We start from the raw sequence: 21,553 nt of genomic DNA, 5'->3' as shown, positions 1-21,553 counted from the left end.
AAGCCACGCAGTCGAATCAGAATACGATACTGGCGTACATCTTGGCCACGTTCACGACTTCCACCGTTAGCCGGTCTTGCACGCCGCCCGCGCCGCCCGGCACGGCAATAGTCACTTTCGACATGCCGTCGGGTAGGGTCACCGTGTTCGTTTTGGTGTAGCCATCGGTACCCACTACCATGATGATAGCCTTGGTGCCGGCTTTGCCACAGTATATCTGGGCCGAAGCAGTATAGCTTTCCTTGGGCGAAGGATCGGCCGGAACCGTGGCGAAGTTCTCTATTTTAGGCTTGTTGGGCAGCATTACGGTAATTTCAGGAAAGGGCCCGGAAACCGGGAAGCTGGCCGTTTTTTCTCCTTCGAACACTGGTTCGCCCTGCACATACACCATGGGTTTGAAAGTGAAAGACTGTGGGGTACTTTCTGCTTTCTTAGCCAGCTTGCACAGGTTTTCCAGCAACGATGGCGCGAGGATATCTGCACTGCCGCCCAAGGTTTCGCAATAGATAGTCAGCGCCCCGAATATGGATTCACAGCCCGCGAACAGTGGAATGGACTCTCCGGTCGGACCAAAAACCGCAAAGTCGATGGCGAGAGATATCTGCGTGCATACGAGGACTTGGCCAGCCAGATCCTTTGTAAAAGGATTCACAAAATTACACAGACCGCCCAGCACAGTTTCAATGCCGCCGCACACATCCGATAGCTTAATATTGTCGTTGGGATTCTCAATTCTGAAGGTGGAAACCCCATTTGCCAGCGAAGTACCATACTTATGACCGGTATATTTTCCGTCGTTGCTACTCATCAATAGGTTTACATAGCCGCTGTTGAAAGGCTGGCCGCAGCGCATCACTTTCACTTTCAAATCGGCGGCTTGCGCCCCTTGCACTACTCCACTGCCCGCATCGACCGGGTTGACGGCCACGGTTAGCTCCCCGGTTCTTTTTTCGGCCGTTAACCCGGTTGAAGTGCCTCTCTTACCTATTTGCTTGAGGTTGACCGGAATACTGACCTGCACTTCTCCCTTGGGGGTTACGGCCAAAATGCGTACCTCCTCATTCGAGAGCCAGTCCATTTTCACGAACGAGCCATCGGGAGAATGAATTACCACCGGTCTTCCGGTTTTGTCTATTTCGATTAAGGTCGGGAAAAGAGCATCCGCCTTTTGCACACTTATCGTGTTGCAATTCAAGGCCACGCCGGTGGCTGATTTTTCGCCGAAATACTGAACCACCGTTTTGTCCTTTCTGGTTACGCGCAGCAGCAGCGGGTCGGCAGGATTCGTGGATACCTCGGCAGAGCTTGTTACTTCCTCCGTCGGCGGGTTCTCATCCGCATCCTTGCTACAGGCGGCCGGAATAAGTAAAAGCAGGAAATACAGCAGGTAGTGTTTGTGTGTCATGGTGTGCGAGTTTAAACGTCAGAAATCAGTTGGTCACTTGTGTTTTTTCATGGCATTATGGCTTATCCATCAAATACTTACCTCTTTTTTCACAAACTTAATTTAAGGTCGATTCAGACCAATAGCTATACCTACAACTAGGTATTTTTAGGAGATTTTTCACGTATATCGTTGTAGTTTTGCGGGCTTCTTGTGCTATTCTATTACCCACCGCATGACTCCTCTCCGCCTCGTCTTTATGGGCACGCCCGAATTTGCCGTGCCCACGCTCACCACGCTGCTCACCTGGCCGGGCTGTGCGGTAGTAGCCGTCATTACGGCCCCCGACAAGCCCGCCGGGCGCGGGCGGCAGCTGGCCGAGTCGGCGGTGAAGCAGGCGGCAGTGGCCCACGGCATTCCGGTGTTGCAGCCCACCAATCTGAAATCGCCGGAGTTTCAGGCGGAGCTGCGCGGCTACGCGGCCGATCTGCAGGTCGTCGTGGCGTTCCGGATGCTGCCGGAAGCGGTGTGGAATATGCCCCGGCTGGGCTCCATCAACATTCATGCGTCCCTGCTGCCGCAGTACCGGGGCGCCGCGCCCATCAATTGGGCCCTCATTCGGGGAGAGAAGCAAACCGGGGTCACCTCGTTTTTTCTGCGGCACGAAATCGATACCGGCAACCTGATTTTTCAGGATGTGGTAGCAATTGCCGACGAAGATGATTTCGGCATGTTGTATGAAAAGCTGAAAGCGGCCGGTGCACAGTTAGCTCTGCGCACCGTGCAGGCCATTGCAGCGGGCAACGCGCCCAGCATTCCGCAGGTGATGGACCAAGAGCTGCGCACGGCCCCCAAGATTCAGAAGGAAACCGGCCGGCTGGATGTGGCGCGGCCCGCTTCGGAGCTCGTAGATCTGGTGCGGGGCCTCTCCCCGCTTCCGACGGCATTTACGCAGCTACCCGACGGCCGCACGCTCAAGATTTTCCGGGCCCAGGCACTACCCGAGCCTGAGAGTGCCGCACAGCCCGGCACCTGGTCTACCGACGGCCGGACCCAGCTGCGACTGCAAACTTCGTACGGCCGACTCGACTTGCTAGACGTGCAGCTAGAGGGCAAAAAGCGGATGCCGATAGGTGATTTTTTGCGCGGCTTCAATCCTTCTGCTTTGGGCGGCCAAGCCTAACTGCCCCCGTCTTCCGCGCTTCGCAGCAACGTTTTGGTGGCTGCCGCTGCTTCCATATTAACCGACGAAACCAATGATTGCTTTAGTAGTTGCCGTAGCCGATAATGGGGTCATTGGGCGGGATAACCAGTTGATCTGGCACCTGCCGGCTGATCTACGCCATTTCAAAAAGCTCACCCTGGGCCACCCTATTATCATGGGCCGCCGCACGTTTGAGGCCATCGGGCGGCCGTTGCCAGGGCGGCGCAACATCGTGGTTACCCGCCAGGCCAGCTGGCAGGCCGAGGGCTGCGAAGCCAGCTTCTCCGTGCCCGCTGCCCTAGAAGCGGCCCGCACTTCCGACGAGCAGGTATTCGTGATTGGCGGCGGCGAAATCTACCGCCAGGCCTTGCCCGCCGCCGATGTAGTATACTTGACGGAAGTGCACCACGACTTTGAAGGGGACGTAGTCTTTCCGGATTTATCGCCGGCGGAATGGCGCGAAGAAACCCGGGAACGTCACGAGCCCGACGACAAGCACGCCTACGCGTTTAGCTTCGTAACGCTTCGGCGGCGCTAGCGGCCGGTATCGGCACTAGGGGCGCAGCTGGCTTTTGGGGCCGAAAAAATGTATCGTATAGCCACTGGGCCAGCCGGATGCCGGGCAAGTCGACCAGCCGGTACATGGCATAGGAAACCAGCAGCAACACGGGCAGGGAGGCCAGAATGGTGAGGGCGACGCTGGTAGCGTAGGTGAACTGCGCTTGCAGGGCCAGAAACACGGCGCTGGAAAAGGACCCCAGCACCGGAAAATGCAGCAGGTAGAGCGAAAAGGAAATCGCACCGAGGCCGCGCAACCACCGCAGGCTGAGCAGTCGGCGCAACGTCGGCAGCCTGAACACGGCCAGCAGCAGCAGCGCGGCTCCCAGCAGGTGCCACATCTGAATGGCGCGCTCATTGCCCAGCCACTCGGGACGCAGAAAGCTATAGATGGTATCCTCCACCCGAATCAGCTCGGCCGTAGGGTACGAGCCCAGAAACAGGCCACCCGCCAGCAGCAGCCCGCCCACTGCCACACGCAGTCGGCCGGACACCTGCAACGAGGCCGAATTATGCCGACGGTCATTGATCCAGACGCCCAGAATAAAGCCGGCGTAGTAAAAATTCAGCTCCGATACGCACAGCACCAGAATAGCCACGGCGTAGACAACGGCGCGGTGGCGTAGGGTGCCAAACAACGCCAGCAGCGTGAAGACCACGAACGAGCCGAATAGCTCGATGGTCAACGTCCAGAACACCGGGTTATAGCTCGACTCGCCGCTGAGGGGAATTCCGACTACCAGGTCGTGCAGCACTTGTTTCCAGCCCGGCAGCTCGGCCCAATACTCGCCGAAGCGTCTGGCTCCGGTAATTTCTCCTACTTCCGTGTTGTAGTAGGCACCGGCCCACCACAGCAACAGGGCCACGCAAGCCGCGAAGGTTACGGGCAGCATCAGGCGCACGTAGCGTCGGCAGGCCTGCGAATACAGCGCTTCCATAGTGCCGGCGCGCCAGAATTTTTCGCTCAGCACCAGCCCGCTCAGCACGAAAAACAGACACACGGCGAAGTTGCCTCCTAGCAGAATGCTGGCGGGACTACTCGCCACGGCTACCTCCACGCCGGCCCCCAGCCGCGCCGAATACTGGTCGCCGGAGAGCAGTGCGGGGTAGAAAAAGCCCGCGAAATGGTGCGCCACCACCACGGCGGCAGCCAGACCGCGCAGCCCGTCGAGGTAGCTTAGCGTGTGTTGAGTGGTGGTCGAAGAAGGCAAGGAAGCAGGCACGGCAGAAATTCAGGAGGTACTTAAGGATGCAGCACCACAGTGCCCGGCAGCAGCGCCGGCGCGGGCATCGGGCCATAGCGCAGCACTTCCGGGCCGCCAAACGATTCGAAGTACAGGGCATTCATAGTATCGGTAGACATAAGCTCGACGGGAAAGGTATCGGCACCAAGGCCGGATGACTACAAAGTAAAAGAGGCAGCCGGACTTGGCTGCCTCTTTTGGGGAAAGTAGTGCGGAAAAGCTTAGCGCAGCAGCACCAGCTTGCCCCAGCCATTCTTGAATGCCTTGTCGGCCACGGTGGTACGACGCTCAAACTTGTTCTGGGCATCATCCATCACCACGCGGTAGAGGTAGGTACCATTGGCCAGCCGGTCGCCAAACTCGTCGGTGCCGTCCCAGGCGTACTCGGTCATATTGTTGCCGATGCGCAGCAGCCCCATTTCCTCCATCATAATTTGCCGTACCACTTTGCCAGTGAGCGTCATGATCTGGATCTTCATGTTGCGCGGCAGCTCGGCCCCGGTTAGGGTAAAGACGAACTTCGCCTTGTGCGTAATCGGGTTTGGATAGGGGAAGAAATTCGTGATGGTAGACGCATTAATGACTTCGAAGGCCACCTTGTAGGCCTCGGTGCCAGCTGAGCGGCCACTGGCGTCGCGACCCTGTACTTCCAGCGTATACTGGCCGTCAGCCAGCGGCGTCGTTTGCCCCGGCTCGTAGTCGATGCGGGCAGTACCCTTGGCGGCGTCAGCCGTGAAAGTCACGTTGGGCGAGTTCAGGTTGATCTTTACCGGCGTACCGTTGCGCGGCGTCAGAATCAGGTCGAAGGCACTCCGGTCGGTGATGGGCCGCAGCTTATCCTCGTCCGTCATTACCACCGAAATGATAGGCCGGGGCGAAATAATATCACCATTGAGAATGTGCTGCCCGTCGAAGGCCACATCCAACACCGGTGGAATGCTAGTGTCCTCCACCCGGAAGGTCGGAATGGCCAAGTCGTTGTTGAAATAGAACAGCTCGGGCAAGCGGCGGCCGTTCTTGTTGCGGTTCAGCGTTACCGAGCCGCTGATATCTCCGAACAGATCGAGTACGCTCAGCGTAGCGTCGAAGCTCACACGGCCACTGGCGTCGAAGGCCGGCACGTCTATTTCTTTCGTGGCTTCCTTGGTGCCGCTACGGAGCGTGATGGTGGCCTTCAGCGGGGTGCCAAAGGGCAGGTCTGATACGTTCTGGAAGATAACCGGCACCGTTACGGTTCCTTTCTCCGAGGCTTGCTTCGCCAGCGCAGCCGGGGCAAAAGCGGCCGGAGTCTTGGCTAGTATCTCATCGAGCCGCACGATGCCTTCCGGCGTGCCCTTATAAGTTACCAGCAGCTGCTCCAGCTGGGGGGCAGTCCGGTTGAGCGTGTCGCGCAAGGTTAGCTCCAGCTGCAGATATGGGTACTGCTTGGCCGGAATACCCGCCAGCGAGAAGCTCCTGGCCGTCACGTTCGGATACCACACTTTGGCCGCGCCCAGCGTATCAATGCCAACCACGCGGAGCGTGTAGCTATCCGAAGGCTCGGTGCGAATAGTGTGGTGCAGCGTGGTCCACTCCTGGGCTGGCCCGATGCGCGTAGACGTGACGCTGCCACTGCCGCTCTTGGTACCCATCGTGCCGCTCAGACTCACTATCTGTTCGGAGCGCGGTACCGAGCTCGTCGGGTCGGCGGTAGCTTCAAACGCCGCCTGGCTTCCGGAGCCTTTCTGGCCCACGAACACGAACGGGTCACTATCCTGCAGCTGGGCAATCTTCTGGGAACCCAGCGCCGTTAGCGCCGTTTTCAGCGCCGCCGGAAAAGAAGAGAAATTCACCTTATTGACCGAGGTGAGAGCCACATAGGCGCCCTGCGGCACGTTGTTCAGCAGCGTAAGCAGTTGCTGCTGGCGGGCGGGCGAGTTAATATTATCAGTAGCTGAGCGGGCAAACTGGTAGATACGATTGGGAGCAACGCCACAGGAATCGTAGGAACCGGGCACCGTGCGCAGAGACTTCAGGGAGCTACCGTCAAAAACGCTAACCAGAATGTTAGGGAACGTGACGCCGCACTCAAGCACCGACACCGGAGTATTGCCAACCTGAATACCGTAGGAATCCCGGAACGTAACGCCCGCGCCGCTGCCACCGCCCTGGGTTTGCAGCGTCAGCGTGCGGGTTATGTCGTCGAAGCTCCACTTGCCGCCGGGCTCCGACACGCTGATGCGCTTGCGCTCATTGCGCTTAAACTGCCCGTGGTGGCTTTGCGACCATCCGCCGGGGCTGCCATTGATAACGCGGAACGACCGGACGGTCCACTCCACATTCTCATCGGGCGAGAGCTTGGTTTCGAACCGCATACGCCAATACCACACCACACTGTCGCGGCCCGTGATGACGGGGAGCGTGGGCTGCCACTCGGCTACCAACGGCGCTTGCACGCTGGTGCGCTGCACCAAGGTACTGTTGAAGGTCAAGGTCGTATCGGCTTCCAGCAGAAAGGTGCGCCGGGGGCCGGCGGGGTTATTGGTTTGCCCTACCAGCCGGGGCGTGCGGTTGGGCACGATGGCAAATTCGGGCGGGCTCAACAGCGTAACGCCGTCTTTCAAAAACACAAAGCTGGTCGTTGCCTGGTTGTTGGTCTCACTCAGCTCATCGACACGGTTCTGATAGTCGAGCGTGACAGTGAACTGGTTGTTGCCAAACACGTTGCCGTTGTTGTTCAGCACCAGCGTGTAGGTGGTATCGTGCAGCGCCTGGCGCAGATTATTGAAGGTGTACGTCGTGTCGGCGCGGGCGGGCAGCGTCGTGTTGTCATAGCCACGCTTCACCGAGATATCCAGCCGGTCGTAGGTTACTTTACCGGGGTTGCGCACCTGCACCAGCAGCTTAAACTGCTTCGAATTGGTACGCACCGGCTCAGTCCCGATGGGTGCTACGGTCGGAGGCGTGGTCCCGAAGGCGAAATCGGGCTTCAGCGGCGAGAACAACCGCACAGCCGGGTCGGCGTGCCAGATGGTATTCATGATGGTAGAATACAGCACCGGGTTGTTTACCGTGCTGGGCTGCAAGCGCCGGGCAGCCTCATTCTGGACTTCCGCTATCGGGCGACCATACCACACCGGGTCGTTCAACAACAGAGCAAACACCTGTTTTTGAATGATGTGCATTGGATTCTGGAACCCGAAATACGATTCGGACATAAAGCCGATCAGGCCCTTTTTCGGGACCAGCAGCCAGTCTTCCGGATACAGGGCCGTAGCGATGGAGTAGGTATTGCCGGCGGCACAGCCATTGGCAAACATCACGGGGTATTTGCCCCGGTTGTTGTATCCCTTAGACGGGTTTGTGCGGATGTTGCCCAACGACAGGGAAAGATCCCCAATAGCGCCGTGGCCAAAATAATTGATAATGGACAGCCCCTCGTTCAGCTCCTTGCCGATGTTGATATCCTGAGGCAAGCCGGCGGTGGTGCGGGCGTAGGTTTTCACTACCCTGCCGGCGAAGAAAGGCCGCTCGATTTGCGCCTTGTACTCATCCAGGTAGTCGCCAAACAGCTTGTATTCATACGGTTCTTGACCGCCACCCAGATGCAGCACATTTTTCCGCCACGTCAGGTCGGGGGCATCGGGGCGGCTGATGACGGCTTCATGCTCGACGAGCTTGTTGAGATAATCGAGAACCTCCCGGGGGGTCTGGGCCGCAATACGGCCCGTGGCCATGCGGGCCGCGTAGTTATCGTTCGGCCAGTCGGCCGTGAAGAAGGAATCGGAAGCACCCAACGTACTGGTGGGCACCAGGTCCCGTACAGTAGCCGAATACCCTATCGGATCTTTCCGGTGGTAGATGAAGGTGGGGGCGTATCCTGCCTCCCCGGTTATCAACCCCTTACCTAACAGCAGCAAATACTTCGGCCGGTTGTTGGTGAGCATGTAGAGGGCGAACTGGCGAATAGCCAGGGCCGATTTTTCCCCGTAGTGAAACTGGTTGTAGAGCTGGTCGGAGGTAACGACCAGCGTGTCGTAGCGCCCGCCCGGCGCGGAGGCCCGGTAGCGGGCATATTCGCGTACGGGATTCAGCGTGTCGCCCGCGGGCTTCATCAACGCCTGGTGGCTTACAATCAGAAAGTTGTGGGCAGCGGGCGAAATAGCGCGGAACCGTACGGGCTGCGCCTTCAGCGGCGTCAGAGGAACGGTCACATCGGCCAGCATCAGATTCCGCGTGCGGTTGCCGGCTATAGCATTCGGAAACACGTAGCTCCGACGGCGGCCCGTACCGGCGATGCCCTCGATGCGCTGGATGTTGTACGGGTCCGTAATATCGAACCCGCGCACCGTGGCCGGAATGCTGTCGAGCGTGTAGTAGGCCGGGGCAGAGCCCAGCGTGGAGTCGTTGCTGAATATGTGGCTCCGCCGATTGGCAAACCAGCGGGGCGTCTGCGAGTACGATACTTTCAGATAGGCCAGACTGACGAGGTTGTTCTGGTCGGCGGGCGTGGCGGCTGTATTCACCTCTATCAGCATCAGCGCACTGCCGTTATCCTTAATATCGGTCCGTTGCAGGCGCTCCACTATTTTGCGCTGCTCGTAGCCTTGCAGCACAAACGTCCGGAACAAGCGCCACTGCGTGGTTCCCTGGGGCTGCACATACAGGTTCACCGTATGCGACGAGTTGCTGGCACCTACCACCAGCGTTTCCAGGAGCGGAAGCGGACCGCTGGCCGACTTGCTTTTGATGGAATCTATTCTATAAACGTCGCCGGTACGAGTAACGGTACCGAAATTATCAAATCCCCGGCCCCAATGCTGCGACAGGAACCCCTCGCCAACCTCGGCCCAAGGCTGATTGACAAAAGCCTCCAGCGCTACGTTGTTGTAGCGGTCGGCAATAATATTCGTTTCCGGCTTCATCCAGTAAGGATGCTGCCCGCCCACCGGGTTCAGGGCCGGCTGGGCCATGCGCTTGCCCTGGGCCGTAGCCGACCAGGTCAGGAAATAGGAAGCCGTGTCGGTGTAGAGGCTGTAGCCGCGCTGTGCCTGGTCGCCCGGGTTTTTGTACATGCCCCGGTCAAGCGCGCCATCGTTGCGCTGGCCATAAAACTCAATGTAGGTTGAGTTATCGAGCACGGTGGCGCTGTTGCCACCCACGAAAATGGCAGCCTCCCGGCCGCGCCGCCACAGCTGAAACCGCTGCGGATTGACGCCGCTAATGCCCGCCTGCGTCAGGTAAGTGTAATCGAGGCGGTAGAGGCCCTCACGGGTCACGCGAATCTTATAGTACTGTTGGCTGGGCACAATCCACTCGTTGCCATAGGGCCCCGATTGTGCCGTTGCCGCATTGCCGCTCAGCAGCACGATTCCCATCAGGAAAACGCACCAGCCAAGCAGACTGTGGAAACGGTAAGGGTGTTTCATAGATGCTATTCGAACAAAGCCCGGCGCGGCCTACGCCCATATGGCGGGACGCACCGGGCGTTTTTGTGGTTACTTAAAGGCGTAGCCCAACGAAACGATGACGGAGTTGGTAGCGCTCTGGTCGCCCACTTTCTCAATGGCTAGGCGCGACAAGGCCAGATCCAGACGCAGGCCGCTGAAGGCCACGCCGACGCCCAGACTGGGCTGCGGCCGCCAGCCGCCCTTGCCGTCAAACGATTTGCTGGCGTCGATTTTCTGCACGTTGCTGACACCGCCCCGCAGGAAGATGAGGTTTTTGTAGCCCAGCTCCAGGCCCACCTTGGGGTCGATGCTGACCACGTCGCTCGACACGAGCGTATTGCGCTTGCCGTCGGTGGTCATTTCCAGATCGACGGCTACCAGGGCTGTGAGCGAGCCGGGCAGCTGCACGCTGCGGCCGACGCCCAGCACGAACCGGGGCAGGGTAATTTCGGTGCTGTTGGTCGGAATGGAGTCGTTGGTGGCGGCCACGCCCTGAAACTCCTCCGAATTAATAGACCAAGCGTTGAAGGTGGTCGTAATGTCGCGGGCCATCAGGCCCAGCCGCCAGCCTTTGTAGTCGTATTGCAGGCCGGCGTCGATGCCGAACCCCCAGGCGTTGGCAAACTTGCCCACGTTGCGGTAGATAATCTTGCCGTTGCCGGCCACCTTGAGGCCCTCAATAGAGCCAATCCGACGGGCATACGACAGCAGCAGCGCATAGTCAGCCACCGAGAAGTAGCTGATCCGGTCGTAGGAAATCTGGCCGTACTCATTCACCAGCGCCCGGGTATCGGCAATGTTGTCGACGCCCACGCGAATAATGCTGGCCCCAATGGCGCTCTGCTCGTCGAGCGGCATGGAAAAAGCCGCGTAGTCGTTCTTCACAATACCCGAAAACAGCTCGGAGTGCATCAATACCGCGTCGTACTTGGCCTTCTGGTTCAGCAGGCCGGCGGGGTTCCAGTAGCCGGCCGTGGCATCACCCACCAGGCTCACCTGCACGTTGCCCATGCCGAGGGCCCGGCCCCCTACCCCAATATTGAGAAAGTCGTTGCTGTATTTGGGCGTCAGGTCTTTGGTTTGGGCCAGGCCAGTAGTAGCCAGGCCCAGACTCAGGCCAACCCCTACGAGTGCAGAGGCAGTTCGGGTAAAGTGCAGCATAGAGATGAAAGAATAAAAAGAAGAATTTGTCCGCAGCAGCAACGCAAGATACTTATTAATAGTGCGCTGCTGCGCTATTAACTCCCCCTCTGAGTCCGGCCCAACAGCACAAATCGGGCCGAGTAGCGCCCCTCAGCCGGTGTGAAGGCCAAGCAGATCAGGCAGATGCCGGGCGTCACCGTTTCACTCCTTCTTTACGACAGCCGGCCCAACCTAGGATTGGGGGCTCCACCACAGCCGAAAAATAAATTTCGCAAGTACCTTGCGTCACATAGTACCTTCTGTTATCTTTGTTTCATTCTTCACCGATTTCTGCCCCAGCCCATGAAAGTAGAGAACACCCAAGTGCAGATGCGGAAGGGCATCCTAGAGTTCTGCATTCTGGAAATTATTGCCCGTGGCGAGGTGTATGCGTCCGACATGCTGGAGGAGCTTACCGCTGCCCGCATGATTGTAGTAGAAGGCACGCTCTATCCACTGCTGACACGCCTCAAAAATGCCGGCTTGCTCGATTACACCTGGAAAGAGTCCACCTCCGGGCCACCGCGCAAGTACTACACCCTCACCCAGGACGGCCAGGACTTCCTGCACCAGCTGCGCCTGACCTGGGAGGATGTGCAGGATTCGATCCGCATTATCCGCCAGAAACCTCACCTCAATGGCGCCGCAACCCCCACGCCCTAGCGGCACTTAGTCGGCCCGGTCCATTCCTTCTTTCGAGTTACTCTTGATTTGCAGCACTGAGATGAAAAAGAACATCAGTATTAACCTCCAAGGTCTTATCTTCCATATTGAAGAAGATGGCTATGAAGTGCTCAGCCGCTACCTGGCGGAAGTACGGGCACATTTTTCCGGCTACCGGGGACACGAGGAAATCGTATCCGACATCGAAGGCCGTATCGCCGAGCTGTTTGCCGCCCGCACTTCCGCCACCAAGCAAATCATTTCGCTGGACGACGTGCAGGAGATGGTCGGTAAGATGGGGCGGGTCAGCGACTTCCAGTCGGCCGATGATGCCGAGGAAGAGGAAGAAGCCCTTGCTGGCGGCCCCACCGTGTATACCAACTACGCCAAAGCCAGCGCAGCCACGGCTGCTGCCACGGCCACTGAAACGGAGCCCAAGCGTCTGTACCGCGACATGGCCAACCGCAAGATTGCCGGCGTGGCCGCTGGCGTAGCCCGCTACTTCGCCGTCAACCCGCTCTGGATTCGGTTGGGCTTCCTGGCAGCGCTGCTCTTCCCGCCCATTATCTTCGGCGATAACCATAATGACTTCGGGGGTAACATCTCGGGTATTGCCCTGCTCAGCTACATCATCCTCTGGATTGCGCTGCCCAAGCGCTACGACACAACGCCGGCCGAGGAAGATCCGACCTTCAAAAAGCTGTACCGGGACACCGATACGGGTAAAGTAGGGGGCGTTTCGGCGGGCCTGGCGGCTTACTTCAAAGTTGATGTAGTGCTGATCCGGGTGCTGTTCATCATCTTCATCTTCGCCGGCGGCTTCGCTATTCCGCTCTATATCGTGCTCTGGATTCTGCTGCCCGAGGCCAAAACCGTATCCGACCGGATGCGGATGCGCGGCGACGCCCTCACCCTATCGAGCATCGACAGCACATTGCGCAGCAATACGTACGACGAGGGCGCGGAAACCATGGGCAACAACCGCCCGGTGGGTACTTTCCTCGAAAACGGCTTCCGCAACATCCGGCCGCTGCTCAACTTCCTGGGCACCATTCTGCGGGTATTCATCGGCATAATGATGACCATCGTCGGCTTCGCCATCGTGCTGGCCCTCACCATTATGCTGGGCATGGGCCTGGGCATGATTCCCGAGTCTCAGAACTTCGTAATGGGCGACGTACCAGCCTACGTGCTGATGAACGAAGTACCGGGCTGGGCTCTGTTGGCCTTCTATCTGGTGGGCGTTATTCCTCCCCTGGCCTTGATGCTCTCCGGCCTCGGCCTACTGCTGCGCCGCTCCATCCTGAGCCGCACCGCCGGCCTGACGATGCTGGGCCTGTGGCTGCTGGGTGTAGTGGGCTCGTCGGTGGCTGCCACCCGCATCAGCCGTGAGTTCCAGGAAGAGTCGCAGGTAGTACAGAATCAAAGCTTCCCGGCTCTTTCGGCCGCACCTGGCATCTACCTCGATGCCCGCAACGTTGACCGGGGCTATTCCCAGTGGGTGGATGTGGAGCTGGCCGCCGCCGACAGCGGCACGGTAGTGCAGGTCGACAAGACATTCTCGGCCACTGGTGCCACGGAAGAACAGGCCCGGCAGACGGCCGCAAGCTCTATTGCCTACACCGTGCGCCAAGGCAACGACACCACCCTGCTGTTCGACGACCACTTTTCCTTCCGGCCGGGAGCCAGCTTCCGCGAGCAGAACCTGAGCTTGCTCGTGCATTTGCCCCGCAACAAAACGTTCCGCATCAGCCGCGGCTTCAGCTCCATGCTCGGCACCAATGATTTCGTGAATGAGCAAATGCCCACCGAGCCCCAGGCGCACGCCTACCGACTGCGCGGCAACCTGCTGGAGTGCATCGATTGTGACCCGGAAGATCTGGAAAACGATGATTTCGGCAACTTTGACGAGGACGAAGACCAGCAGGAAGGCGACACGACCGTAAACGTGGACACCGGCGACGAGAACTACCGTATTCGGATTAACACCGACGACGACGAGGATGGCAACGTGGGCGTTGACATTGATATTGATGACAAAGGTTTTCCCACCGATCTGGGCCGCTACGGCTCGGGCCGGCGCACCTTCAACCTGCGCAGCTTCCGCACCATTGAGGCCAGCGGTGCCTACCGAGTATATGTTCGCCAAGGGCCCGAGTTTAAGGTCGATGCCGCCGGCGAGGAGCGCGACCTGCGCAACCTGCGCGTAGAAACCAATGGCGACGAGCTGTTTGTCCGCACCCGCGACCGGAACTCGTTTATGCCCAGCTTCAGCTTCAACCGCAAGCCCGTTCTGATTCGGATACAAATGCCCGAGCTGACCAATCTCGACCTGAACGGGGCCTGCCAAGCCAACGTGGCCGGTTTCAAGGACAGCGCCCTGCACGTAGAGCAGTCGGGGGCTTGCAACGCGGTACTGAACGTAAACGTGCCGCGCCTGGACCTGGATTTGAACGGATTCTGCCGCACCGACTTGCGCGGTACCGCCACCGACCTGAACGTGGACGGCTCCGGAGCCTGCTCGGTGCAGGGCCTGCGCATGAGCACGCAGACCGCCGACTTCGATCTTTCGGGTGGGAGCAAAGCACGCATTCGGGTAGCCCGCCGGCTGCGGGCCGAGCTAAGCGGGGCCAGCCGGGTAGAGTACGCCGGCAACCCGGACAAGATTCAGAAAGAGCTGTCGGGCTCTTCGCGCGTAACACGCCTGAATACTTCTGATGGCGAGTAGGGAATTTGCCGGCAACGCCTACGCTTCAGCTTGGCCCTGGCACAGCCCGGCGGCCCCTGCCTGCGCGCTGCCTGCCTAATAGGATAGCGGTATACTGATGCTGGCCGGGCAACCTTTAGGCCCCGGCCAGCATCTTCCCACAGTGCAACGCGAGAAAATGGGTTTACTTACTGGTGAGTAAGAAGGTGACCCGGAGGAAGTCCTTTTGCCTGGCCGAGCTGCAACAGGTAGGCAAGGGCTTCCTCAAACTCGTTGCGAACCTTACCATCCAGAATAGCCTCCAGCACGGCTTCTTTCAGCTCGCCCACTTCGCGGGAGGGCTTCAGCCCAAAGGTTTCCATGATGACTTCGCCCGTAATTACGGGCCTGAAGTTGCGCAAATGGTCTTTGGCCTCTACTTCCCTCAGCTTTTCTTCCACCTGCCCGAAGTTGCGTAAATACCGCTCTTTGCGCAGGTGGTCTTTGCTTGTAATATCGGCCCGGCACAGCAGCATCAGGCGGTCAATGTCGTCGCCGGTTTCAAACAGCAGCCGGCGCACGGCCGAGTCGGTCACGGTTTCCTTAACCAAAGCAATAGGCCGCAGATGCAGGCGCACGAGCTTCTGCACCTGCCGCATTTCTTCGCCCAGCGGCAGTTTCAGATCCGTGAAAATCTGCGGTACCCAGCGGGCACCTTTGTCTTCGTGGCCATGAAACGTCCAGCCCACTTTTTTGTCGTAGCGCTTGGTGGCGGGCTTGGCGATATCGTGCAGAATAGCTGCCCAGCGCAGCCACAAGTCGCCGCCGGCGGCCACCACGTTGTCGAGCACTTGTAGGGTGTGGTAGAAATTATCCTTGTGCGCGTGCTGGCCCACTTTTTCCACGCCGTGGAGCTGGGCCATCTTCGGAAAAATCAGCTGCAACAAGCCCGTCTGAAACAGCAGCTTGAAGCCGTAGCTGGGCTTGGGGGCGTTAATAATCTTGTTCAGCTCGTCGGTAATGCGTTCCTGCGACACGATTTTGATGCGGTCCTTATTGCGGGCAATGGCATCGTAGGTATCGGGCTCGATATCGAAGTCGAGCTGGGTGGCAAAGCGCACGGCCCGCATCATGCGCAGCGGGTCGTCGGAGAAAGTTATATCGGGGTCGAGGGGGGTGCGGATGATTTTCTGCTGCAAGTCCTGCATGCCCGCGTAGTGGTCGACGAGCGTGCCAAAATCCTGGGGATTCAGACTCAGCGCCAGGGCGTTGATGGTGAAGTCGCGGCGGGCCAGGTCTTCTGCCAGCGTGCCGGCCTCCACTTCGGGCTTGCGCGACTCGGCCCGGTAGCTTTCCTTGCGGGCCCCTACAAACTCCAGCTCAACGGTTTCGGTGGGCAGCATCGCCGTGCCAAAGTTCTTGAACACCGTTACCCGCGGTCGGCCCGGCAGCTTGCGGCCCACGGCCTGTGCCAGCGTTATACCATCGCCCACGCACACCACATCCACATCTTTGCTGGGGCGAACCAGGGCTAAGTCCCGCACGAATCCCCCAACGACGTAGGCCGGATAGCCCAGCTCACCGGCAGCTTCGGCAATAGTCTGAAACAGGGGATTTTCGGGAAGCCGGGGAATATTCATGCGCGGATACGTAAAACGGAACGGCCGCAAAGGTAACGTACCCCGCCGGCATTGGCAGCTTTGCCCCTGTCGGGGCGAGGCACAGGCCCAAGCAATCCGTGCTCTGGGCAGCACAAAATGACATTTCACCACCGCGCCCCAACGCCTACGTAGGCGTTGGGGCGCGGTGGTGAAATTGGGTAGCACGTTTTACAGGCTGGGTGGCTCGCTCTGTGGCTCTACAAGGCCTGACACGGCTTTTTTACTCCCGCACCACCTCCAGCTGCCCATCGGGCAGCACCCGCACCACTCGGGAAGGCACGGCACGCGTCTGGTCATCCTGCCGCCAGCTTACCACATAGTCGACCGTCCGCACGATGACCGGGTTTACCTCGGAGTATACAGCTGCCGTGGGCTCCCCACTGATGTTGGCGGAAGTCGAAACGAGGCCGTGCCCTAGGCGGCGCACTACTTTCTGGGTAAACTCATCCTGTTGCACCACGCGCAAGCCAATTGTACCATCAGGGGCCAGCAGGTTGGGGGCTAGGTGGCGGCTGCCAGCTACTATGTACGTGGTGGGCCGCTCCTGCGCGGCCAGTAGCGCCGTCAGGTTCGGGGGCACCACGGCGGCATATTTGGCAAACATCACCTCGTCGGCTACCAGCACGATGCCCCCCTTGTCGGCGGGCCTTTTCTTCAGCGCCAAGAGGCGGTCTACGGCCGGCGGCACCTCGGCATCACACCCTAAGCCCCACACCGTATCCGTGGGATAGAGAATAACCTGCTGGAGTAGCAGCGCATCAACGGCGGAATCTACTTCCTGGCGAAAAAAATTGCTACTCATTGTCTTACTCATGATCAGTGGGGCCTATAGTCTGACAGAGCTCGACCAGCACACCCGCCGCACTCTTGGGGTGCACGAAACACACCAGCTTATTATCGGCCCCGCGCTTGGGCTCCTCGTTCAGCAAAGTAAAGCCTTCCTGCCGCAGCCGCTGCATTTCGGCCCGAATATCGGCTACTTCGAAAGCTACGTGGTGGATGCCTTCCGGCTTTTTGCCCAGGTATTTGGTAATGGCGCTATCGGGCGTGGTGCCGGCCAACAGCTCTATCTTGGAGCCGCCAACCTGAAAAAACACGGTATCAACGCCTTCACTGGCAACATGCTCCTTTTTATAGGGAGCCTGGCCGAGCAGCGTGGTATACAAGGCCGTGGCAGCTTCGAGGTCGTGTACGGCCAAGCCGAGATGTTCAAGGTTCGCAAACATGAAAGTTGGGGTGAGAAGCTGGTGTACCCTATTTGGAATATATCTACTTTTGTGAGGGCAAAGTAAAACCTGTTCTCCGGTTTTGGTGTTCTACCTACGAATCATTCTCCACTAGGATTCGCCTGGTTCCTCTGGTTTTTTCGCTGATTTTCATACTCCGAGCCATGCTCAAGCTACCTATTTACCTCGATAACAACGCCACCACTCCGCTGGACCCACGCGTGTTAGAGGCCATGATGCCGTATTTGACGGAAGTGTTCGGCAACGCCGCTTCCCGCAACCATCCCTTCGGCTGGGCTGCTGAAGAGGCAGTAGACTACGCCCGGGAGCAAATCGCCGCCCTTATCAGCTGCGACCCCAAAGAGATTATCTTTACCTCCGGCGCTACCGAATCGGACAATCTTGGTATCAAGGGGGTTTTCGAGATGTACGCTCAGAAAGGCAACCATGTTATTACGGCTACCACCGAGCACAAAGCCATTCTGGATACCTGCAAGCACCTTGAAAAACTGGGGGGCCGCGTTACCTACCTACCCGTCGACGACCAGGGCCTGATCAGCCTCGCTGATCTGGAAGCGGCCATGACGCCTGAGACGGTGCTGGTAACCATTATGTACGGCAACAACGAAACCGGTACCATTCAGCCGATTCGGGAAATTGCCGCCATTGCCCACAAGCACGGCGCGCTGTTCATGACCGATGGCACCCAGGCAGTCGGTAAGATTCCGGTTGATGTCATTGCCGACGGCATCGATATCATGGCTTTCACAGCCCACAAAATGTACGGCCCTAAGGGTGTAGGCGCGCTGTATGTGCGCCGTAAGAACCCACGGGTGAAAGTGACGGCGCAGATGGACGGCGGCGGCCACGAGCGGGGCATGCGCTCCGGCACCCTGAACGTACCCGGTATCGTTGGTTTGGGCAAAGCCTGTGAGTTGGCCCGCCTGGAAATGGCAGCCGACACCGAGCGCCTTTCCGCCATGCGCGACCGGCTGGAACGAGAGTTGCTGACGTTGGAAGAAAGCTACGTGAACGGCTCGCGGGAACGCCGTCTGCCGCACGTCACCAATATCTCCTTCAAATATGTGGAAGGCGAAGGCCTGATGATGGGCGTAAAGGACCTGGCTGTTTCGTCGGGTTCGGCCTGTACGTCGGCTTCGCTGGAGCCCTCCTATGTGCTCAAGGCTCTGGGGCTGAGCGACGATCTGGCCCACAGCTCGCTACGCTTCGGCCTGAGCCGCTTCACGACGGATGAGCAAATTGACTATGCCATCAACCACGTGAAGGAAGCCGTGACCAAGCTCCGCGAAATGTCGCCGCTGTGGGAGATGTTCAAAGAAGGCATCGACCTGAGCAAGATTGAGTGGGCTGAACATTGATTCAATCAGCCGTTAACAAGCAGTGGCCGATAGTCATAACAGACTGGGATTCTCCTTCGCCTTGTTAATCTCTAATTCCTACATCTTACTTCTCTTCAAAGAATAGTCATGGCTTACTCCGATAAAGTAATCGACCACTACAGCAACCCCCGCAACGTGGGCACGCTGGATAAAAGCAAAAAAAACGTAGGTACTGGCTTGGTTGGAGCTCCTGAGTGCGGCGACGTAATGCGTCTGCAGATTGAGGTAGACGAAGCGACCAACACCATCACCGACGCCAAATTCAAAACATTCGGCTGCGGCTCGGCTATTGCTTCCTCTTCCCTCGCTACCGAGTGGCTGAAAGGCAAAACCGTGGATGAGGCCTTGGCTATCGACAACATGGAAATTGTGGAAGAGCTGGCGTTGCCGCCGGTAAAAATCCACTGCTCGGTGCTGGCGGAAGATGCCATCAAGTCGGCCATCAACGACTACCGCGTGAAAAACGGGATGCCCGCCTTGGAAGAAGCCAAAGCCCACCACTAATGCAAACTAGGTAGTGCGTGGGTCTGGTGCAGGTAATTCGCGGAGCGAATTGTCGGTACCAGGCCCACGCACTATGCGTTTAGCTACCAGAGCACATGGAAGTTTCGTCCGATATTCACGTCGAAAGCAGCCGTATCCAGAAACAGATTGAGGATTACCTTGGCATGGCTCCCGGTAATCTGCTGTTTGAGTTTCGACAGTTGGATAACCTGGTTCGCCTGGATCTGATTACCGTCAATCCGCGGCATCACCAGAGCTTCCTGTTTCGCTACGAAGAGGGCTACGACAAGCTGGATGCCCTGCGTAAAATGCTGACCTATGTGCAGCGCCTGCGCGATACGGAAAGCTCCTACACCATTCAGTGGCGCGCCCACGGCGGCAAAGAGCTCCAGACTTCCTACTTCCGGGCGCACAATGCCTATGAAGCCCTCGACAAATTGTATTACGGCCGCGACCTGAATACCATTACGGTCTTTAGTGTCGTTCTAAATCCTTCCTCGTAAGAACCTCGGATTGATAAACAGGTGTTAACGCAGGACGTGGAGCACTTTTCGCCTCGTTGAATTGTTTAATCCGTAAGACTTTCTTACTCAATACCGCTCCCCATGATTACCGTTTCTGACAAAGCCAAAGATAAAGTTGAGCGTCTGATGACCGATGCCCAGCTCGATGATACGTACCGTCTCCGGGCTTCCGTAGCTGGTGGTGGCTGCTCCGGTCTTTCCTATAAGCTCGACTTCGACAACGAGGTAAAGCCGATGGATCAGGAGTTTGAAGACAAAGGCGTACGGGTAGTCGTGGACATGAAAAGCTTCCTGTATCTGGCCGGTACCGAGCTCGATTTTTCGGACGGCCTCAATGGTAAAGGCTTCTACTTCGACAACCCCAACGCTTCCCGTACCTGTGGGTGCGGCGAGAGCTTCTCCGTATAAGGGTTGATTTGCTTCGGGGCGAAGACTACAGGTCATAAAAAAGGTCCTCTTCAATAGAAGAGGACCTTTTTTATGACCTGTAGTCTTCTATTGACGGATAAACCGCTGGGAGACTTGGTTTTTCCCTGTTCCTACTTCTAAAAAGTAGCTACCTGGTACCAGCCTCTGTACGTTGACAGCGCCAGTAGCTGAAACCTTGCCTTCCAGTAACGTCTGCCCCAGCGCATTAAATACCCGGTAAGAGCTTCCAACGGCGGAAGCTGGCAGATTCAGCAGATCATAGGTTGGGCTAGGATAGGCAGCGGCTACTACTGCGTTTATAACCCGCACCGGTGAGTATGAAACAGTGCCATCTTGGTCAACCTGCTGCAGACGGTAGTAGCTTACGTCGGAAAGAGGCTCAGCGTCTTTGCTGGTGTATGAGTTGCCTGTGGTGGTAGTGCCGCTGCCCTGCACGGTGCTGATAGTTACGAATTGTTGCCCATCGGCACTCCGCTGCACTTCAAACCGATCATTATTCTTTTCACTGGCCGTGGCCCATTTCAGCAGCACCACTCCGGTTTGGCGAGCAGCCTCGAAGGAAGTCAGCTCAACGGGCAGCGGACCATCACTGCCGATACGCACGTCATCAATGAAGAGGGCCGTTTTACCAATTGAGTTCAACGTAATTTGAACTTGTATGCTCGTAATAGCAGCTCCAAAACGCAGGCTTACGTTTGACAAGCCCGCCGTACCCGTCAGGGCTACCGTTTGCCCATTACCCGTAAGATCAGTCGGCGAGGTAACCGTGGTCAACGATGGTGTAGTTGTATTGATTGGTGCACCAGTAGTGGCCGTACCGGTACCTGAGTACCCGAAGACAGATCCACCGTTCAATCCTACAACGCGCAGCGTTGGGATGTAGCTTTGAGAGCCATTATAGGCAATGCTCACTGTCACCCCATTATTAGTGGCGGTATTATCAATACCGCCATTGCCATTGGTCTGGTAAGAAACCAATCGAAAGGTCAGGTAATTTCCGGAAGTGGCAGTAAACGTAACCGGATCAAAGGTCAGGGTGGAAGTTACCAATCCGTTACCCTGGTTATTTACGGCACCAAAAGCAGTGACGCCCTCAGAATATACGGGAGCCGTAATAGGGGCGGCATTAGTATTCTGAGCTGTAGTTGCTGCGGCAAAAGTACCGGTATAGGTTTGTCCTCCCACGTTGCTATACACGAGCTGCGTGCGAGTACCATTCGGGTTGGAGTTGCCGTTTACTTCAAACGTCTGCTGAAGAAAGGATTGACTCCAACCTAATGTTGGAACCAGAAAGAAGCTGGCGAGTAACAGGCGCTGTGCAGTAGGAGTAGGCTTCATGGGAATAGGATTAGACAAGAAATTTTGTATGTCGCAACGCTGAGCGGTTGACACCAAAAACAGGCAAATGAATGAAAGCCAAGAATGAGAGTACAGAGGGCTCCATCCTAAAACAGAAACC

Annotated in this window: 16 protein-coding genes; 8 read left to right on the top strand and 8 right to left on the bottom strand. The window is 57.7% G+C overall.

The window, feature by feature from the left end; translation table 11 throughout:
- Positions 1-16: 16 nt before the first annotated feature.
- Positions 17-1,405 (bottom strand): hypothetical protein, encoded by a 1,389-nt coding sequence (locus tag E5J99_RS04925; protein WP_135496611.1) that lies wholly within the window; start codon positions 1,403-1,405, stop codon positions 17-19.
- A gap of 214 nt (positions 1,406-1,619) precedes the next feature.
- On the opposite strand from E5J99_RS04925, the gene fmt reads away from it, so the two are divergent.
- Both fmt and E5J99_RS04915 read left to right on the top strand, forming a co-directional pair.
- A complete protein-coding gene (gene fmt / locus E5J99_RS04920) occupies positions 1,620-2,567 on the top strand; it encodes a methionyl-tRNA formyltransferase (protein ID WP_135496610.1) in 948 nt (315 codons plus the stop codon).
- Between the two features lie 73 nt (positions 2,568-2,640).
- On the top strand, positions 2,641-3,126 hold the full coding sequence (locus tag E5J99_RS04915) for a dihydrofolate reductase (RefSeq protein ID WP_135496609.1): 486 nt from the start codon (positions 2,641-2,643) through the stop codon (positions 3,124-3,126).
- On the opposite strand, the gene E5J99_RS04910 is transcribed toward E5J99_RS04915, so the two are convergent.
- The 3 genes from E5J99_RS04910 to E5J99_RS04900 all read right to left on the bottom strand — a co-directional run bounded on the left by E5J99_RS04910 (position 3,098) and on the right by E5J99_RS04900 (position 10,980).
- Entirely contained in the window at positions 3,098-4,369 is a 1,272-nt protein-coding gene (locus E5J99_RS04910) for an acyltransferase family protein (RefSeq protein WP_167851992.1), read from the bottom strand. The genes E5J99_RS04915 and E5J99_RS04910 overlap by 29 nt on opposite strands.
- Positions 4,370-4,611: 242 nt before the next feature.
- On the bottom strand, positions 4,612-9,798 hold the full coding sequence (gene porU2 / locus E5J99_RS04905) for a putative type IX secretion system sortase PorU2 (protein WP_135496607.1): 5,187 nt from the start codon (positions 9,796-9,798) through the stop codon (positions 4,612-4,614).
- 69 nt (positions 9,799-9,867) lie between these two features.
- Positions 9,868-10,980 (bottom strand): putative type IX sorting system protein PorV2, encoded by a 1,113-nt coding sequence (locus E5J99_RS04900; protein WP_135496606.1) that lies wholly within the window; start codon positions 10,978-10,980, stop codon positions 9,868-9,870.
- 324 nt (positions 10,981-11,304) lie between these two features.
- Here E5J99_RS04900 and E5J99_RS04895 point away from each other — a divergent pair, with 324 nt between their 5' ends.
- Together E5J99_RS04895 and E5J99_RS04890 are read left to right on the top strand one after the other, a co-directional pair.
- Positions 11,305-11,664 (top strand): PadR family transcriptional regulator, encoded by a 360-nt coding sequence (locus E5J99_RS04895; protein WP_135496605.1) that lies wholly within the window; start codon positions 11,305-11,307, stop codon positions 11,662-11,664.
- Positions 11,665-11,725: 61 nt separating this feature from the next.
- The gene (locus E5J99_RS04890) at positions 11,726-14,392 is read left to right on the top strand and encodes a PspC domain-containing protein (RefSeq protein ID WP_135496604.1); all 2,667 of its coding nucleotides are present in this window, start codon (positions 11,726-11,728) and stop codon (positions 14,390-14,392) included.
- Between the two features lie 167 nt (positions 14,393-14,559).
- Here E5J99_RS04890 and E5J99_RS04885 read toward each other — a convergent pair whose 3' ends face one another.
- The 3 genes from E5J99_RS04885 to mce form a co-directional block, all read right to left on the bottom strand.
- Complete coding sequence (locus E5J99_RS04885; protein ID WP_135496603.1) at positions 14,560-15,990, bottom strand: CCA tRNA nucleotidyltransferase; 1,431 nt, start codon at positions 15,988-15,990, stop codon at positions 14,560-14,562.
- Positions 15,991-16,231: 241 nt separating this feature from the next.
- Entirely contained in the window at positions 16,232-16,813 is a 582-nt protein-coding gene (locus E5J99_RS04880) for an L-threonylcarbamoyladenylate synthase (protein WP_135496602.1), read from the bottom strand.
- 4 nt (positions 16,814-16,817) lie between these two features.
- Positions 16,818-17,237 carry a methylmalonyl-CoA epimerase gene (gene mce / locus E5J99_RS04875; protein WP_135496601.1) on the bottom strand — a complete coding sequence of 140 codons (420 nt, stop codon included), beginning with the start codon at positions 17,235-17,237 and terminating at the stop codon, positions 16,818-16,820.
- 164 nt (positions 17,238-17,401) lie between these two features.
- Between mce and E5J99_RS04870 the strand changes: the two genes are divergently transcribed.
- The 4 genes from E5J99_RS04870 to E5J99_RS04855 all read left to right on the top strand — a co-directional run bounded on the left by E5J99_RS04870 (position 17,402) and on the right by E5J99_RS04855 (position 20,073).
- Positions 17,402-18,616 (top strand): IscS subfamily cysteine desulfurase, encoded by a 1,215-nt coding sequence (locus tag E5J99_RS04870; protein ID WP_135496600.1) that lies wholly within the window; start codon positions 17,402-17,404, stop codon positions 18,614-18,616.
- Between the two features lie 108 nt (positions 18,617-18,724).
- Entirely contained in the window at positions 18,725-19,141 is a 417-nt protein-coding gene (iscU, locus tag E5J99_RS04865; protein WP_135496599.1) for a Fe-S cluster assembly scaffold IscU, read from the top strand.
- Between the two features lie 95 nt (positions 19,142-19,236).
- Entirely contained in the window at positions 19,237-19,644 is a 408-nt protein-coding gene (locus tag E5J99_RS04860) for a hypothetical protein (RefSeq protein WP_135496598.1), read from the top strand.
- Between the two features lie 102 nt (positions 19,645-19,746).
- Positions 19,747-20,073: a HesB/IscA family protein gene (locus E5J99_RS04855; RefSeq protein WP_135496597.1), complete on the top strand. Its 327-nt coding sequence runs from the start codon at positions 19,747-19,749 to the stop codon at positions 20,071-20,073.
- An 87-nt stretch (positions 20,074-20,160) separates the two neighbouring features.
- On the opposite strand, the gene E5J99_RS04850 is transcribed toward E5J99_RS04855, so the two are convergent.
- A complete protein-coding gene (locus tag E5J99_RS04850; RefSeq protein ID WP_135496596.1) occupies positions 20,161-21,432 on the bottom strand; it encodes a T9SS type A sorting domain-containing protein in 1,272 nt (423 codons plus the stop codon).
- Between the last annotated feature and the right edge of the window lie 121 nt (positions 21,433-21,553).

It is taken from the genome of Hymenobacter elongatus, assembly GCF_004745955.1.
GTDB lineage: Bacteria > Bacteroidota > Bacteroidia > Cytophagales > Hymenobacteraceae > Hymenobacter > Hymenobacter elongatus.
The sequence above is the reverse complement of the archived record's forward strand: the minus strand, read 5'-3'. Positions and strand labels throughout refer to the sequence as shown.

Excerpts from the sequence above, each read along its gene's own strand:
- E5J99_RS04885 (WP_135496603.1), bottom strand. The coding sequence starts at position 15,990 with ATGAATATTCCCCGGCTTCCCGAAAATCCCCTGTTTCAGACTATTGCC.
- fmt (WP_135496610.1), top strand. The coding sequence starts at position 1,620 with ATGACTCCTCTCCGCCTCGTCTTTATGGGCACGCCCGAATTTGCCGTG.
- E5J99_RS04880 (WP_135496602.1), bottom strand. The coding sequence starts at position 16,813 with ATGAGTAGCAATTTTTTTCGCCAGGAAGTAGATTCCGCCGTTGATGCG.
- E5J99_RS04855 (WP_135496597.1), top strand. The coding sequence starts at position 19,747 with ATGATTACCGTTTCTGACAAAGCCAAAGATAAAGTTGAGCGTCTGATG.
- E5J99_RS04890 (WP_135496604.1), top strand. The coding sequence starts at position 11,726 with ATGAAAAAGAACATCAGTATTAACCTCCAAGGTCTTATCTTCCATATT.
- E5J99_RS04860 (WP_135496598.1), top strand. The coding sequence starts at position 19,237 with ATGGAAGTTTCGTCCGATATTCACGTCGAAAGCAGCCGTATCCAGAAA.
- E5J99_RS04850 (WP_135496596.1), bottom strand. The coding sequence starts at position 21,432 with ATGAAGCCTACTCCTACTGCACAGCGCCTGTTACTCGCCAGCTTCTTT.
- E5J99_RS04900 (WP_135496606.1), bottom strand. The coding sequence starts at position 10,980 with ATGCTGCACTTTACCCGAACTGCCTCTGCACTCGTAGGGGTTGGCCTG.
- mce (WP_135496601.1), bottom strand. The coding sequence starts at position 17,237 with ATGTTTGCGAACCTTGAACATCTCGGCTTGGCCGTACACGACCTCGAA.
- E5J99_RS04895 (WP_135496605.1), top strand. The coding sequence starts at position 11,305 with ATGAAAGTAGAGAACACCCAAGTGCAGATGCGGAAGGGCATCCTAGAG.
- iscU (WP_135496599.1), top strand. The coding sequence starts at position 18,725 with ATGGCTTACTCCGATAAAGTAATCGACCACTACAGCAACCCCCGCAAC.
- E5J99_RS04870 (WP_135496600.1), top strand. The coding sequence starts at position 17,402 with ATGCTCAAGCTACCTATTTACCTCGATAACAACGCCACCACTCCGCTG.
- E5J99_RS04925 (WP_135496611.1), bottom strand. The coding sequence starts at position 1,405 with ATGACACACAAACACTACCTGCTGTATTTCCTGCTTTTACTTATTCCG.
- porU2 (WP_135496607.1), bottom strand. The coding sequence starts at position 9,798 with ATGAAACACCCTTACCGTTTCCACAGTCTGCTTGGCTGGTGCGTTTTC.
- E5J99_RS04915 (WP_135496609.1), top strand. The coding sequence starts at position 2,641 with ATGATTGCTTTAGTAGTTGCCGTAGCCGATAATGGGGTCATTGGGCGG.